This is a genomic window from Streptomyces sp. CC224B (genome assembly GCF_030010595.1).
Taxonomy (GTDB): domain Bacteria; phylum Actinomycetota; class Actinomycetes; order Streptomycetales; family Streptomycetaceae; genus Streptomyces; species Streptomyces longispororuber.
This window is the reverse complement of the sequence record NZ_JASCXL010000107.1, coordinates 16,375-31,716: the sequence shown is the minus strand read 5'-3', so window position 1 is coordinate 31,716 and position 15,342 is coordinate 16,375. Positions and strand designations below refer to the sequence as shown.

8 protein-coding genes and 2 pseudogenes are annotated in these 15,342 nt (G+C 74.0%); 2 read left to right on the top strand and 8 right to left on the bottom strand.

The features are described from left to right. Positions 1-1,697 precede the first annotated feature (1,697 nt). Complete coding sequence (locus QK440_RS32355; RefSeq protein ID WP_282796806.1) at positions 1,698-3,266, bottom strand: PucR family transcriptional regulator; 1,569 nt, start codon at positions 3,264-3,266, stop codon at positions 1,698-1,700. Positions 3,267-3,770: 504 nt separating this feature from the next. Further along, positions 3,771-5,930 carry an ATP-binding protein gene (locus QK440_RS32350; protein ID WP_282796805.1) on the bottom strand — a complete coding sequence of 720 codons (2,160 nt, stop codon included), beginning with the start codon at positions 5,928-5,930 and terminating at the stop codon, positions 3,771-3,773. A 305-nt stretch (positions 5,931-6,235) separates the two neighbouring features. On the opposite strand from QK440_RS32350, the gene gabT reads away from it, so the two are divergent. Beyond that, on the top strand, positions 6,236-7,570 hold the full coding sequence (gene gabT, locus QK440_RS32345) for a 4-aminobutyrate--2-oxoglutarate transaminase (protein WP_282796804.1): 1,335 nt from the start codon (positions 6,236-6,238) through the stop codon (positions 7,568-7,570). Positions 7,571-8,153: 583 nt separating this feature from the next. After that, positions 8,154-8,849, top strand: coding sequence for a phosphatase PAP2 family protein (locus QK440_RS32340; protein WP_282796803.1), 696 nt, complete (start codon positions 8,154-8,156; stop codon positions 8,847-8,849). Here QK440_RS32340 and QK440_RS32335 read toward each other — a convergent pair. From QK440_RS32335 to QK440_RS32310, 6 genes and pseudogenes are all read right to left on the bottom strand, one after another. Further along, a pseudogene (locus tag QK440_RS32335) lies at positions 8,803-9,813 on the bottom strand (chitinase); the annotation flags it as partial. The gene QK440_RS32340 and the pseudogene QK440_RS32335 overlap by 47 nt on opposite strands. Before the next feature lie 443 nt (positions 9,814-10,256). Next, positions 10,257-10,697: pseudogene (locus QK440_RS32330) on the bottom strand (hypothetical protein); the annotation flags it as partial. A gap of 196 nt (positions 10,698-10,893) precedes the next feature. Next, positions 10,894-12,312 (bottom strand): FAD-dependent oxidoreductase, encoded by a 1,419-nt coding sequence (locus tag QK440_RS32325; protein WP_282796801.1) that lies wholly within the window; start codon positions 12,310-12,312, stop codon positions 10,894-10,896. 125 nt (positions 12,313-12,437) lie between these two features. Beyond that, positions 12,438-13,241: an ABC transporter permease gene (locus tag QK440_RS32320; RefSeq protein WP_282796800.1), complete on the bottom strand. Its 804-nt coding sequence runs from the start codon at positions 13,239-13,241 to the stop codon at positions 12,438-12,440. Next, positions 13,241-14,167 (bottom strand): ABC transporter permease, encoded by a 927-nt coding sequence (locus QK440_RS32315; protein WP_282796799.1) that lies wholly within the window; start codon positions 14,165-14,167, stop codon positions 13,241-13,243. The genes QK440_RS32320 and QK440_RS32315 overlap by 1 nt, the downstream gene beginning before the upstream one ends. Then, positions 14,164-15,309 carry an ABC transporter ATP-binding protein gene (locus tag QK440_RS32310; protein ID WP_282796798.1) on the bottom strand — a complete coding sequence of 382 codons (1,146 nt, stop codon included), beginning with the start codon at positions 15,307-15,309 and terminating at the stop codon, positions 14,164-14,166. The genes QK440_RS32315 and QK440_RS32310 overlap by 4 nt, the downstream gene beginning before the upstream one ends. Positions 15,310-15,342 lie beyond the last annotated feature (33 nt).

Sequence of the window (15,342 nt, the reverse complement as noted above, 5' to 3'; positions counted from 1 at the left end):
AGGCCGGCGTCCACCTCGCCTCACTCATCCTCTGGCTCAGAGAACCCACCCAAGATCCTTTGCCAGACAGGCCCTAGCGGCTCACGGGTCCGACGTCCACTGACCGCCCCGCCGCCGCGACGGACTTTCCCACCCACCCGCCCGAACAACCCCGACCGGACACGCCCCGACCTGGCGGTCGCGGGCCCGCCGTCAGCCGACCGTACGGACACTCCACCCAGACCCTTACAGCCCCAGCCACCCTGCCGTCCCGGCCTAGCGGCTCACAGGTCCGTCGTCGACTGGCCGTCCCACCGCCGTTACCGCGACCGACTCCCCCACCCACCCGCACGTACAGCCCCGGCGACCAGGGCGTGCCCGAGCCTGGCGAGGGCCCGTCGTCCGCCGCGCTTACGGACTCTCCACCCGCCCTCCGGTGCAGCCCCCAGCCCCCTGCCGCCCCGGCATAGGGGCTCGGGGATTCGTCCTCGGCTGACCGTGCGGACTTTCCACCGCCCGCCCGTACAGCCCCAGCCCCCCTGCACCCGGGCCTAGCGGCTCGCAGGTCCGTCGTCCGTCGACTGGACTCTCCACCCGCCCTCCGGTACAGCCCCAGCCCCTGCCACCCCGACCTAGCGGCTCGCGCATTCGTCCTCGGCTGACCGTGCGGACTCTTAACCCACCCGCCCAGACAGTCCCAGCCACCCATGCCCGCCCCAGCCTGGCGGCTCGCAGGTTCGTCTTCGGCTGGCGGTACGGACGCTCCACCGCCCCGCCCGGACAGGTCTGGCGGCTCGCGGGTTCGTCTTCGGCTTTCCGGCCCATCACCGCGAGCGCGCTGAACTGCACGCCCTCACCTGGCCCCCTCTGTGACCGGCTTCTGCCTCGGCCTGCGGGCGCGCGGACCGCCTTCGGCTCTGCCTTGACCGTAGCCACCACGACCGAACTTCCCAGCCCGTCGGTACCACCCCGGCGACCGGCGTCCACCCGGCCCGACGGTCTGCGGGTCCGTCTTCGGCTCTCCGTCGGCCCTCGCTGCCGCGACAAGCTTTTCCGCCCACCCACCCGTGCAGCCCAGGGGGCCAAGGCGTGCCCCAGCTTCACTGCCGCGAGCCGAGCCGAGCCGTCGGTCCGCCGTCGGCTCGGCCCCGACCACCGCTGCCCCCGGGGTCCCCGCCTACAGGCACACAGGTCCGTGGCCCGGCCGCTGCCCGCGACTACCGCTGCGAAACAGGTGGGGGCGGGTGGGTGGGAGAAGAGCTTGCGGTGTGGGCTCGGGCGGGAGTTCAGGGGCGGGTGGGCGGGGCGGGGTCCGGCTGGCGGCGAGAGCCGGGCTGAGGCCCGGGGGGCGCCCCCTCCGGGCCGGTGCGGGGCCGAGCCACGGGCTGAGGCCAGGCCGCAGGCCAAAGCAAGGGCCGGACTCGGGAGCCGAGGCGAGGTAGCCCTCCCGCAGGGCTGGCGCGGGGCCGACCCGCAGGCTGGAGTCAGGGGCCGAGCCGCAGGCCAAGGCCGGGCCAGGAACCGGGAAGGCCGGACCACGGGCCGGGGCCAAGCCGGGCCAGGAGCCGGGGCCAAGGCCGGGCCACGGGCCGGGGCCAAGGCCGGGCCACGGGCCGGGGCCAAGGCCGGGCCACGGGCCGGGGCGAAAGCCGGGCCACGGGCCGGGGCCAAGGCCGAGGCGAAGGCCAGGCCAGGGGCCGGGGCCACGGGTCGGGGTGTTAGGGGGTTTCGGTGGTGGGGATTGAGGTGGCTTTCAGGGAGAGCCAGAGTTCCATGCGTACGTCGGGGTCGTCCAGCGAGCGGCCCAGGATCTCCTCGACCCGCCGCATCCGGTAGCGCAGCGTGTGCCGGTGCACCCCCAGGTCGGCAGCGGCCGCGTCCCACTGCCCGTGCCGTGACAGCCACGCCCGCAGCGAGGCGACCAGGTCGCCGCGCCCCGTCGCGTCGTGCTCGCGCAGCGCCCGCAGCAGCCCGTCCGCGAAGGCCCGTACCGCGTCGTCCGCGAGCAGCGGGAGGACCGAGCCCGCGGCCAGCTCCTCGTGTTCGACGAGGGACTTCCCGCGTCGCCGCGCCACGGACAGCGCCTGCTCGGCCTGCTTGTAGGCGGCCGCGGCCGCGCTGGGCCCGGCGGGCGCGGACAGGCCCATGAGGAGCCCGGGCTCTTCGCGCGGCGCGTCGGGGGACGCGTACGCGGTGGCGGCCTCCTGCGCCGCCCCACCGTCGGCGACGAGCAGGACGAGCCGCTCGCCGTACGGCACGACGAGCAGCGCCTCGCCGCGGCGCGCGGCCGCCGACTCGACGGCGTCGACGAGCGGCGCGGACCAGACGCCCTCCTCGTCGGCGGCCGGGGGCGGGCACTCCGCGACCATGAGCCGGAACGGGGCGTCGAGCAGCCCGCCGTACAGGTCCCCGGCCACGGCCCGCGCGTGGTCCGGCTCCCCGGCGAGCAGCATGCGCAGCACCGCGGCGCCGATGCGGCCCTCCGCGGCGTGCAGCGACCGGGAGCGCTCGGTGGTGAGGGTGAGGAGCGCGATCGCGGAGTGCACCGCGTACCGCTCGGCGGTGCCGAGGGTCGACGCCGTGCCGACGGCGAGCGCGGCGCGCGGCCGCCGCCCGGTACCGAGGGAGTGCAGCTCGATCCGGTCCTCGGCCCCGGCGACGACGAGGCTCGCGGGCGCGGGCCGCTCACGCAGCCGCTCCACGTCGGGCGTGAGCCGGGCGGCCCGGCGCGCGGCCCACTCGGGCGCGGTGGCGACGACCGCGCCCGAGGCGTCGTACAGCGCGGCCCACCCGTCGACCTGCCCGGCGAGCGCGCCGAGCAGCCCCTCGGGGCCGTCGCCGAGCGCCTGCCGGGTCAGTTCGCGCTGGGCGGCGAAGCCCGCGGTGACCGCGCGGTACTGGTCGGCGGCGATGGCGGCCGACACGGCCTTGCTGATGGCGAGGAAGGGGGTGCGGCGGGGCACCTCGATGAGCGGCAGCTCCTCCTCGGTGGCCGCGTCGAGGAGCGCCTTGGGGATGTCGGGATAGTTGACGCCGACGGCGAAGCCGAGCCCGACGACGCCCGCGCCGACGAGCCGCTTCACGTACCGGCGCATCGCCTCGGGGTCCTCCGCGTCCAGTTGGAGCGCGGTGATCAGGAGCAGCTCGCCGCCCTCCATGTACGGCACGGGGTCGGCGAGCTCGCTGACGTGCGCCCAGCGCACGGGGGTGTCCAGGCGGTCCTCGCCGGCGCGCACGGTCAGCTTGAGCGCGGAGTGGTGGACGAGCGAGGCGAGCGTGGGCGGCATGGGACCTTCAGGTCGTACGGCGGCGGGGGTGGGGGTGGGCACCGTCGGCGGGCCGGCGCGGATGATCCATTGGCCGCGGTGTATGACGGCTACCGTCGATTCTGCCCCACCGTACGGTCGCCACGGCACCGTGCGGGGTATATCCGCCCGGGGTTTTGCCGTCCCGTCCCGTCTCGCGCCGCCCGTCCCGCGCCGCCCCGACTCGCGCCGCCCGTCTCGCGCCGCCCCGACTCGCGCCGCCCGTCTCGCGCCGTCCCGACTCGCGCCGCCCCGGGCCGGGCTGCCCCGCCCCGGGCCGGAGGGCCGGACGCCGCCGTCGTCCGTGACGGCCTCGGCCGCGCAGCTCCACCGGCGCCCCGCCCCGGATGCCCTTGCCGTCCGCGAGAGCCTTCGCCACGCGGGCCCTCCGGCCCCCCGCCCCGGACGTCCTTGCCGTCCGCGAGGGCCTCGGCCACGCAGGTCCATCGGCGCTCCACCCCGGGGCCCCTGTCGTCCGCGAGGGCCTCAGCCGCGCAGGTCCACCAGGAGCGGCGGCGCGTGCTCCCCCCGTACGTCCGTCAGGGAGAGCACCGCGTGTCCCGGGGGCACGGCATGCGCCAGCTCCGAGGCCGACCAGCGTTCGCGCTCGACCTGGCGGACGGTGACGGCGCGGGCCGTGGGCGCGTGGCCGGTGATCACGCGGCGCAGGATGTGCAGGGCCTTTCCGGCGGGGGTCTCGGCGATGATCTGGCGGTCGGTGACGTCCCGGGCCTCGATCCACTCCTTGCCCCACACCTCGGCGAAGTCCTGCCCGTCCCAGGGGGTGAGCCCCGACAGGGCCATGCGGCAGCCGACCGCGCCGAGCAGCGGCGAGCGCAGTGGGCGCGGGACGTCGTCGAGGGTCCGCAGGGTCAGGACGACGCCCGCGTTCGCCGAGCGCAGCCGCTGGATCCGGCGCACCGACTCGGGCGTGACGGTGCCGGTGGCGTCGTCCAGGACGAGGCAGGCGAAGAGCGAGCGGTCCTCGCGCGCGGCGGCGCTGGCGGTGAACTGGGCGAGGACGAGCCGGGCCAGGATCCGCGAGGCGTCGGCGTGGCCGCGTTCGGGCAGGTCGACGCGGACCCGCACCGGGTGGTCGAGGGCGCGCAGCGAGAAGGGGGTGCTCCGGCCGGAGGTGTCGAAGAAGGCGGCGAACGCGGGCCGGTCGAGCAGCGCGATCCGGTCGGCCAGGGTGGCGCCCAGGTCACCCGGGTGGCCCAACTGGCGCTCGCGCGCGTCCAGTTCGCGGAGCATGACCTCGTGCCCCGACTCCTGGAGCGCCTTGCGGAGCGCGCCGAGCGGCTCGGGCACGCCGTCGAGGAGCGCGCGCAGCTCCGGCACGGAGGGGAAGCGGCCGTGGACCGCGCGGTACGGGCCGAGGAGCTGGGCGAGGACGGTCGTCGAGCGGCGGGTGTCGGCGCCCAGGTGCGGGTCGACGAGGTCGCCGACGAGGGCCTCGGCGAGCACGGCCGCGGCCTCGTCCGGGTCGGTGGTGCCGCCGTACAGGTCGAGGTCGTACACGGAGTCGGGCTGGCCAACGCGGACCACCACGTCGTAGGCGTCGGCGGGCCCGAGGCCGGCGCCCGCCGCGCCGACCACCACGACCGCCGCCCGCCCGGCCAGCGCCTGGAGGCACAGCGCCTCGGCGAGGGGCCAGACGACGGAGCCGGTCTTGCCGGAACCGGCGGGTCCGACGGCGAGCAGCGAGGTGCCGATCAGGTCGGGGCCGAGGGCGAGGCCGGTGCCCCGGTAGGCGTAGGGGTTGCGCGGGTCGTCCACGGTGGTGCCGAGCCGCACCTGCGCGGTGGCCAGGTCGTGCCGGGCGGCCCGCGCGGGCAGGTCGCGGTGTCCGGAGGGGTGCGGGCAGGCGGCGGCGCCGTCGCGGGCCACGGCGTCGGTGAAGGCGGCCAGCGGGCTGTTGCCGGAGCGCACGGAGCGCCAGGCGCGGGCGATGCGGGCGGCGTCGATGTCCTTCATCAGCCCCGCGCGGGCGTCGGCGGCCAGCCGGTCGGCGGCGGCCCCGGCGCCCCCGGCCCGCAGCTTCGGCCACTGGGCGGGGTCCTCCTCGGGGACGGGCACGGGGTCCTCCGGCTGCGGGCGGCGCAGGCGCGGCGCCACGAACCGGCGCCAGATCTCGCCCCACCGCCCCACCTTGCCGACGCCGATCATGATGGCGAGGACCACGAGCAGGGTGTAGCCGTCCCAGACGAACAGGTTGACGAGCGGGCTGTCGCTGGTGCGCCAGGAGTCCGGTGTGAAGAGCTCCAGCGGAACGATCCACCAGCTCCCCAGGTAGCCGTTGTACAGCAGCGACCAGATCAGCCAGCCCACCAGGAACGCGATGCCCGCGCCGGTCAGGAGCTGGCGGGTCGGGACGGTCTCCGGCTCCTGCTCCGGCCGCGGCACGTGTCCGAACCGCCACACCCCGGGCGCGGCCTTGGGGCGCGGCGTGCGCAGCCACGCCAGGAACTCCTCACCGGCCTGTCCGGGCGGCGCGCCCGGCGCCCGGGCGGGGCGAGGCGGGAGCGCGGGCGGCGGAGGGTGGGCCGAGCCGCCGCCCGGCGGCGCCTGCCGCGGCACCGGCGTGGCGTGCGTACCGCGAGCGTCGTACGTGCCGCGAGCGTCGTACGTGCCGTCGGAAGTCATGGCCCTTGCCCCCTGACCTGCCCTGTCATGGCTCTGCATGCTGGTTCGCGGCTCAATCTAGTGCCCTCGGGGCGGGGTTGGGCCCCGCGTCCACCGATCACAGCCCGGGCCGCCGCCCCGGCGGCCGGCCCGTGGCTATGTCCACCGCGGACAACCGCCACGCCCAACCTCTCCCCCGTGGAGCATGCCCGCCTCCGCCCGCCGCCCCTAACCTGCGGAGAAGAGCCAGAAGCGTCCGCAGGACGAGCGTCGTACACCACGACCCGTGCCGGAGGCGTCCGCACGAACCACCCCCAGGAGCCCTCATGACCGACCTTCCCCAGGAGCGCCGCGTCGTCACCGCCATCCCCGGGCCGAAGTCCCAGGAGCTGCAGGCCCGCCGTCTCGCCGCGGTCGCGGGCGGCGTGGGCTCCGTGCTGCCCGTGTTCACGGCCCGCGCGGGCGGCGGCATCATCGAGGACGTCGACGGCAACCGCCTGATCGACTTCGGCTCCGGCATCGCCGTGACGTCCGTCGGCGCCTCCGCCGAGGCCGTCGTCCGCCGCGCCTCGGCGCAGCTCGCCGACTTCACCCACACCTGTTTCATGGTCACGCCGTACGAGGGCTACGTGGCCGTCGCCGAGGCGCTGGCCGAGCTCACGCCGGGTGACCACGCGAAGAAGTCGGCGCTGTTCAACAGCGGTGCCGAGGCCGTCGAGAACGCCGTCAAGATCGCCCGCGCGTACACCAAGCGCCAGGCCGTCGTCGTCTTCGACCACGGCTACCACGGCCGTACGAACCTCACGATGGCGCTGACGGCGAAGAACATGCCGTACAAGCACGGCTTCGGTCCGTTCGCCCCCGAGGTCTACCGCGTCCCGGTCGCCTACGGCTACCGCTGGCCGACCGGTGCCGAGAACGCCGGTCCGGAGGCCGCCAAGCAGGCCATCGACCAGATCACCAAGCAGGTCGGCGCGGAGAACGTCGCCGCGATCATCATCGAGCCGGTGCTCGGCGAGGGCGGCTTCATCGAGCCCGCGAAGGGCTTCCTGCCCGAGATCGTGAAGTTCGCCAACGACAACGGCATCGTCTTCGTCGCCGACGAGATCCAGTCCGGCTTCTGCCGCACCGGCCAGTGGTTCGCGTGCGAGGACGAGGGCATCGTCCCGGACCTGATCACCACGGCCAAGGGCATCGCGGGCGGCCTGCCGCTCGCCGCCGTGACCGGCCGCGCCGAGATCATGGACGCCGCGCACGCGGGCGGCCTCGGCGGCACCTACGGCGGCAACCCGGTGGCCTGCGCGGGTGCGCTCGGCGCCATCGAGACGATGAAGGAGCTCGACCTCAACGCCCGGGCGAAGAACATCGAGGCGGTCATGAAGGCGCGCCTCACCGCCATGGCCGAGAAGTTCGACATCATCGGCGACGTCCGCGGCCGGGGCGCGATGATCGCGATCGAGCTGGTCACGGACCGCGCCACCAAGGAGCCGAACCCGCAGGCGACCGCCGCCCTCGCCAAGGCCTGCCACGCCGAGGGCCTGCTGGTGCTGACCTGCGGCACGTACGGCAACGTGCTGCGCTTCCTGCCGCCGCTGGTGATCGGCGAGGACCTCCTGAACGAGGGCCTGGACATCATCGAGGCCGCGTTCGCCACGGTCTGAGCCGCGCGGGGGCCGCGCGGGCGCCGCGCGCCCGTCCGTGCCACCGGAACCGGGGCCGTCCCTTCGCGGGGCGGCCCCGGTTCCGCGTCCGGAGGGGCTGGCGCGCGCGGTGTCCAAGTGTTCAGCGCGCCGGGCTGCCGCGCGGAAGGCGCCGGGCCGCCGCGCGGAGGCGAGAGGGCACGCCTGCTGACATGTGGGGACCTCGCCCGGTAGGAAACTCGTGACCGAGAGTGACGGGCAGGGCCTGTGAAGAACGTGTGCGAGCCCCATGACGGCACCGGGTTCCGGCTGTTGGGCCCCCAGCTCCTGACGTACGGTTTCCGCAGATGAGAGAAACACGTCACCCGCGGGAGACCGCGGAGTGACACCGGGTGAGGGCCTCCCCAGCTCCACTCCGGTCGTGCCGTCGCGCACACAACTGGAGCCATAGGCTCCGGAACTCCTCACTGATCGGAACGCCGTCCGTCCCAACCCCCCCGGGTCGCGCGGCACGCCGATCACGTCGGCCGCCCCGGAACCACCCCCCCTGTTCCGGGGCGGCCGACCCTCCGCCGCGGCCGGCACTCCTGAGAAGCTGTCCGCCATGCGCACCTCCCCCGACCCGGCCGGCCCGCCCGCCCCGTCGGGCACCACGGACAGCGACCGTCCCGCCCGGTGGCGGCCGGGCCCGCTCGTCCTCGGTGCCCTGTTCGCCGTGCTCACCTGGCAGGTGGTCCGCGACACCCCCCTGCGGCGCCTCGACGAGCGGCTCGGCGACGGCCTGCGCGGCGGCCCTCCACCACGGCCCCTCGCCGAACTCCTCGCCGACCTGGGGAACATGACGGTCGCGCTGCCCGTCCTCGCTGCCGCCGTCGCGTACACGGCCTGGCAGGACCGGCGCGCCGGCGCGGAACGCCGGTGGGCCCCGCCGCTGGCCGCCGCCGGGGCCATGGCCGCCGTGCCCCTCCTGGTCGTCCCCCTGAAGGTGGCGGTCGACCGGGCCGCCCCGCCCGGCATGGACGGCACCGGGTACTACCCGTCCGGCCACACGGCCACCGCCACCGTCGCCTACGGCACCGCCGCGCTGCTGCTCGCCGGCCGCGTCCGCGCGCCGCGCGCCCTGGCGCTCGCGTGCGTCCTGGTCAACCTCGGCGTCGGCCTCGGGCTCGTCGTACGCGGGTACCACTGGCCCGCGGACGTGCTGGCGAGCTGGCTGCTCGGCGGCGTCCTGCTGCTGGTCGCGGCCCGGCCGATCAGCCGAAGTACCGGTCGAAGTTCTTCGAGAACTCCCCGTTGTTGAAGCGGTCCCAGTTGATCGACCAGGTCATCAGGCCGCGCAGGGCGGGCCACTTGCCGTGGGGCTTGTACGTGCCGCAGTTGGTGTTCTTCGTCAGGCAGTCGAGGGCCTTGTTGACCTCGCCCGGCGGCACGTGCCCGTTGCCCGCGTGCGGCGAGGCGGGCATGCCGATGGCGACCTTCTCCGGCGGCAGCGGCGGGAACAGGTGGGCCGGGTTGCCCTTGACCGGGAAGCCGGTGAGCAGCATGTCGGTCATGGCGATGTGGAAGTCGGCGCCGCCCATCTGGTGGTACTGGTTGTCGAGGCCCATGATCGGGCCGGAGTTGTAGTCCTGGACGTGCAGCAGCGTCAGGTCGTCGCGCAGCGCGTGGATCACCGGCAGGTACGCGCCCGCGCGCGGGTCGGCGCCCCACTGCCCGGGGCCGTAGTGCTGGTAGCCGAGCTGCACGAAGAACGTCTCGGGCGCCATGGTGAGGGTGAAGCCGGGGCCGTACTTGGCCTTGAGGGTCTTCACGGCCGAGATGAGGTTCACCACCACCGGGGTCGTGGGTTTGCGGAAGTCGGTGTCGTTGGCGTTCAGCGAGAGGGAGTGGCCCTCGAAGTCGATGTCCAGGCCGTCGAGTCCGTACTCGTCGATGATCGCCGACACCGAGGAGACGAACCTGTCGCGGGCCCCCGCGGTGGTGAGCTGCACCTGGCCGTTCTGGCCGCCGATGGAGATCAGGACCTTCTTGCCCTGGGCCTGCTTGGCCTTCACCGCGGCCTTGAACTCGTCCTTCGTCTCGACGTTCGGGCACTCCGTCTTCGGACAGAGGCTGAAGCGGATGTCACCGGAGGTCGGCGAGGTCGGCTCGCCGAAGGCCAGGTCGATGACGTCCCAGCTGTCCGGGGTGTCGGCGAGCCGCGTGTAGCCGGAGCCGTTGGCGAAGCTGGTGTGGAGGTAGCCGACGAGGACGTGGGCGGGCAGGGCGCCGGCCACCGCCCGAGGCGCGCCGGGCGCGGCCGAAGCGGCCGGATCGCCCTGCGTGGCCGAGGGGCCTGCCTCGCCCGACGCGCCCGCCGGGCTCTGGGCGGCGAGCGTGCCGGACGCCGCGAGCGCGAGCACGGCGACCGCGGTACGGAGTCTCGGCCTGGGGGTGCGTGAGCGTGCCACAACTGCCTCCGGAGGTGGGGGTGGTGGAGAGCAGGACACCGCTCAAGCTGGTCCAGACCAATGCGGTTGTCAAGGCCCTGTCATTCAGGACGCGGCCCGCCGCCCGGCTCCTCCGGGTCCTCCGAGCCGTTCGGCTCCGGCACGGCCCCCGGCCCCTCCACGCCTCCGGGCTCCCGCCCGGCCTCCGGCGCCCCCGGGCCCGATGCCCCCGGCGCCTCCGCCGCCCCCTGCGCCTCCCGCGCCTCCTGCACGTCCCGCGCGACCCCCGCCGCCGCCTCGTGCATTGCGAGTTCGAGCAGCGCCGGGTCGGTCAGTGTGCCCGAGCCGTCCGGGGGGATCAGCCAGCGCACGGTTCCGGTGGCGCGGGCGGGGTGGGGCACGACGATCCAGGTGCCGCGGCCCGCGCCCCGCACCCCGGTGCCGACCCAGCGCGCGACCGTGCCCGGCGGCACGAAGAACCCCACGCGTCCGTCGCCGAAGTCGGCGAGCACCGGGCCGGGGCGGTCGACCACCCGCGTCAGCACGTCCAGCGTGGGGCGGCCGAGCTCCCCCGGCAGGATCAGCACGTCCCAGAGTCTGCCCGCCGGGAGCAGCGTGACCCCCGAGGGGCTCCGCTCCCACTCCCAGCGGCAGGCTCCCGGATCCGGCGCCGCCGAGACCAGCCACTCCACCGCCGATTTCGCGCCCGAGCCATGCATGGACGGACCTCCCTGTCGTGTGCGCACGTATGCCTGTCACGAGGGAGAGCGGCCCTGGGGCCGGGCATTACGCGAGTTCCTGCCCTGACCGGTGGTGAAGTGTGCGGCGGCGGTGAAGGGCGTACGCCGGGTGGACACCGGCGGGCGGATGTCCACCACCCGCCCGCCCGGACGCGCCCTTCCCCGGCCGGGTCGGCTAGCTGTCGAACCCGAGCCCCAGCCTGTCCATCGCCCTGAGCCAGCCGTTGCGGCGGCCTCCCTGGGCGTCGGCGCGGGCCAGGGCCCTCTTGGTCAGGGTGATGCCCGCCCAGGCGAAGGGCTCCGGCGGGAACGGCAGGGGCTTGGAGCGGACCATCTCCAGGGCGGTGCGTTCGGTGCGCTCGCCGGCGAGCAGGTCCAGCATCACGTCGGCGCCGAAGCGCGTGGCGCCGACGCCGAGCCCGGTGTACCCGGCGGCGTACGCGACGCGCCCGCCGTGGGCCGTGCCGAAGAACGCCGAGAAGCGCGAGCACGTGTCGATCGCGCCGCCCCACGCGTGCGTGAAGCGCACCCCTTCGAGCTGCGGGAAGCAGGTGAAGAAGTGCCCGGCGAGCCGCGCGTACGTCTCGGGGCGGTGGTCGTACTCGGCGCGCACCTTGCCCCCGAAGGGGTAGACGGCGTCGTACCCGCCCCACAGGACGCGGTTGTCGGCGGAGAGGCGGAAGTAGTGGAACTGGTTGGCCGCGTCGCCGAGGCCCTGGCGGTTGCGCCAGCCGATCGCGGCCATCTGCTCCGCGCTCAGCGGCTCGGTCATGAGGGCGTAGTCGTACACCGGGACCGTGTACGCGCGCACCCGCTTGACCAGGGACGGGAACACGTTCGTGCCGAGGGCGACGTGGCGGGCGAAGACCCTGCCGTACGGGGTGCGCACGGCCATGCCCGCGCCGGCGGGGGCGAGCTGGAGCGCGGGCGTGTTCTCGTAGATCCGTACGCCGAGGTCGCGGCAGACGCGCTTGAGGCCCCAGGCCAGCTTCGCCGGGTGCACCAGCGCGACGCCGTCGCGGTCGTGGAAGCCGCCGAGGAAGGTCGGCGAGTCGACCTGCGCGCGCAGCTCGTCGGCGTCCAGCATCTCCGTGCCGCCGGTGAGGCCGCGGGCGGCCAGCTCCTCGTACGTCTCGTGGAGTTCGGCGAGCTGGTGCGGCTGGGTGGCGACGTCGATCTCGCCGGTGCGCTCGAACTCGCAGTCGATGGCGTAGCGCTCGACGGTGGCCTCGATCCCGTCGAGGTTGCGGTGGCCGAGCTCCTCCAGGGTGGCGATCTCCCGGGGCCAGCGGGCCAGGCCGTTGGGGGTGCCGTGGGTGAGGGACGCGGCGCAGAAGCCGCCGTTGCGGCCGGAGGCGGCCCAGCCGATCTCGCGGCCCTCCACGAGCACGACGTCGCGGGCGGGGTCGCGCTCCTTGGCGAGCAGGGCGGTCCACAGGCCGCTGTAGCCGCCGCCGACGACGAGCAGGTCGCCGCGCTCGTCGCCGACGAGGGCCGGTTCGGGTGCGGGCCTGGCCGGGTCGTCGAGCCAGTACGGGACCGGCCTGGCCTCGGCGAGTGCGGTGGTCCAGCGGTTCATGGCGCTACCGGCCATGATTTCAACTCCCTAGAAACTGCTTGTCCGGAGGGACGGGAAACGGCGGTCGGTCCGAGACGGCCGACCGGGACGGTGGTCGCGGGGGTCGGAGGGGGCGGACGGGGCAGAGAGGACGGAGGGGACTAGGGCGACTTCCTGTTGCGGCGCCTGCCGACGAGCATCCCGGCGAGCACCAGGACCACGGCGACGAGGAACATCGCCGTACCGATCACATTGATCTGAACGGGCGTGCCCCGCTGCGCGGATCCCCAGACGAACATGGGGAACGTCACAGTGGACCCGGCGTTGAAGTTCGTGATGATGAAGTCGTCGAACGACAGCGCGAAGGCGAGCAGCGCGCCCGCCGCGATGCCCGGTGCCGCGATGGGCAGCGTGACCCGCAGGAACGTCTGCACGGGCCCGGCGTAGAGGTCCTGCGCGGCCTGTTCCAGGCGCGGGTCCATCGACATCACGCGGGCCTTCACGGCGGTCACCACGAAGCTCAGGCAGAACATGATGTGCGCGATCAGGACGGTCCAGAAGCCGAGCTGGGCGCCCATGTTGAGGAACAGCGTGAGCAGCGAGGCGGCCATGACCACCTCGGGCATCGCCATCGGCAGGAAGATCAGCGCGTTCACGGCGCCGCGGGCCCGGAAGCGGTAGCGCACCAGCGCGAAGGCGATCATCGTGCCGAGCACGGTGGCGCCGAGCGTCGCCCAGAACGCGATCCGCAGGCTGAGCGAGAGCGAGCCGCACAGGTCGGCGACGCCGCACGGGTCCTGCCAGGCGTCGGTGGAGAACTCCTGCCAGGAGTAGTTGAAGCGGCCCTTGGGCTTGTTGAAGGAGAAGACCGTGACGACGACGTTGGGCAGCAGCAGGTAGGCGAGCGTGAGCAGGCCGGAGATGACGACGAGGTTCCGGCGCAGCCAGCGGAAGGGGGTTCTCACTAGACCAGGTCCTCCGTCCCCGCCTTGCGGATGTAGAACGTCACCATGATCAGGATGGCGGCCATGACCAGGAACGACAGGGCCGCGGCCGTCGGGTAGTCGAGGATGCGCAGGAACTGCGTCTGGATGACGTTGCCGACCATGCGGGTGTCGGTGGAGCCGAGCAGGTCGGCGTTGACGTAGTCGCCGGCGGCCGGGATGAAGGTGAGCAGCGTGCCGGAGACGACACCGGGCATCGACAGCGGGAACGTGACCTTGCGGAACGTCGTGGAGGGCCGGGCGTAGAGGTCGCCCGCGGCCTCGTGCAGCCGGGGGTCGATCCGCTCCAGGGACGTGTACAGCGGCAGGATCATGAACGGCAGGAAGTTGTACGTGAGCCCGCAGACCACGGCGAGCGGCGTGGCCAGGACGCGGTCGCCGTCGGTGGCGCCGAGCCAGTTGGTGACGTCCAGGACGTGCAGCGCGTTCAGGGCGCCGACCACGGGCCCGCCGTCGGCGAGGATCGTCTTCCAGGCCAGCGTCCGGATGAGGAAGCTGGTGAAGAACGGCGCGATGACGAGGACGAGGATCAGGTTGCGCCAGCGTCCCGCGCGGAACGCGATGAGGTACGCCAGCGGATAGCCCAGCAGCAGGCACCCGGCCGTGGCGGCGCCCGCGTAGAGCACCGAGCGCAGGAACTGCGGCCAGTAGTCGCCGAGCGCGTCCCAGTAGGTGGCGAAGTGCCAGGTGACCTTGTAGCCCTCTTCGAGGGAACCGGTCTGTACGGACGTCGAGGCCTGGTAGACCAGCGGCAGCGCGAAGAAGACGAGCAGCCACAGCAGGCCGGGCAGCAGCAGCCAGTACGGGACGAGGCGGCCGCGCCTGCGGGGCCCGGCCGGGGGCGGGGCCTCGTCGGTGGGTACGGGCGTCGGGGCGGGGGCCGTCACGCGTCCTCCTCGACCTTCTCGATGCCCGCCGCGACGTCCTGGCCCGCGTCGAGGCCGAAGGTGTGCGCGGGGTTCCAGTGCAGGACGACCTCGGCGCCGGGGACGAGGCGGGGGTCGCGCTCGACGTTCTGCGCGTACACCTCGAAGGCGGCGCAGACGGGGCTGTCGACGACGTACTGCGTGGAGACGCCGATGAAACTGGCGGCGGCGATGCGGCCGGTGAGGCGGTTGCGGCCGTCGGGGACGGTGCCCGCGTCGTCGGCGTGGGTCAGGGTGATCTTCTCGGGGCGGACGCCGGCGAGGACCTTGCCGCCGGGGCCCGTGGCGGCGTCGCAGCGGTTCCTCGGCAGCACGAGCTTGCCGTCGCCCGCCGTCAGGACGACGTCGCCGCCGCTGACGGAGTCCACCTCGGCCGCTATGAAGTTGGAGGTGCCGAGGAAGTTCGCGACGAACGTCGTGCGCGGGTTCTCGTACAGCTCGGCGGGGGCACCCTGCTGCTCGACGCGGCCGCCGTTCATCACGGCGACGGTGTCGGCCATCGTCATGGCCTCCTCCTGGTCGTGCGTGACGTGGACGAAGGTGATGCCGACCTCGGTCTGGATGCGCTTGAGCTCCAGTTGCATCTGGCGGCGCAGCTTCAGGTCGAGGGCGCCGAGCGGCTCGTCGAGCAGCAGCACCTTGGGGTGGTTGATGAGGGCGCGGGCCACGGCGACGCGCTGCTGCTGGCCGCCGGAGAGCTGGTGCGGCTTCTTGCGGGCCTGCTCGCCGAGCTGGACGAGGTCGAGCATCTCGCCGACCTGCTTCTTCACGGACTTGATGCCGCGCCGGCGCAGGCCGAAGGCGACGTTCTCGAAGATGTCGAGGTGCGGGAAGAGCGCGTACGACTGGAAGACGGTGTTCACCGGCCGCTTGTAGGGCGGCAGCGCGGTGACGTCCTGCTCGCCCAGGCACACGGTGCCGGTGCTGGGCTCCTCCAGGCCGGCGATCATGCGCAGGGTGGTGGTCTTGCCGCAGCCGGAGGCGCCGAGCAGGGCGTAGAAGGAGCCCTGGGGCACGGTGAGGTCGAGCGGGTGGACGGCGGTGAACGAGCCGTAGCGCTTGCTGATCCCGGTCAGGCGGACGTCGCCGCTGGTGTCGGTCATGAGTTCTTCCCAGAGGTGTGAGCGGTCGGGGCG

Coding starts and splice junctions, on each gene's coding strand:
- QK440_RS32355 (WP_282796806.1), bottom strand. CDS start 3,266: ATGCCGCCCACGCTCGCCTCGCTCGTCCACCACTCCGCGCTCAAGCTG.
- QK440_RS32350 (WP_282796805.1), bottom strand. CDS start 5,930: ATGACTTCCGACGGCACGTACGACGCTCGCGGCACGTACGACGCTCGC.
- gabT (WP_282796804.1), top strand. CDS start 6,236: ATGACCGACCTTCCCCAGGAGCGCCGCGTCGTCACCGCCATCCCCGGG.
- QK440_RS32340 (WP_282796803.1), top strand. CDS start 8,154: ATGCGCACCTCCCCCGACCCGGCCGGCCCGCCCGCCCCGTCGGGCACC.
- QK440_RS32325 (WP_282796801.1), bottom strand. CDS start 12,312: ATGGCCGGTAGCGCCATGAACCGCTGGACCACCGCACTCGCCGAGGCC.
- QK440_RS32310 (WP_282796798.1), bottom strand. CDS start 15,309: ATGACCGACACCAGCGGCGACGTCCGCCTGACCGGGATCAGCAAGCGC.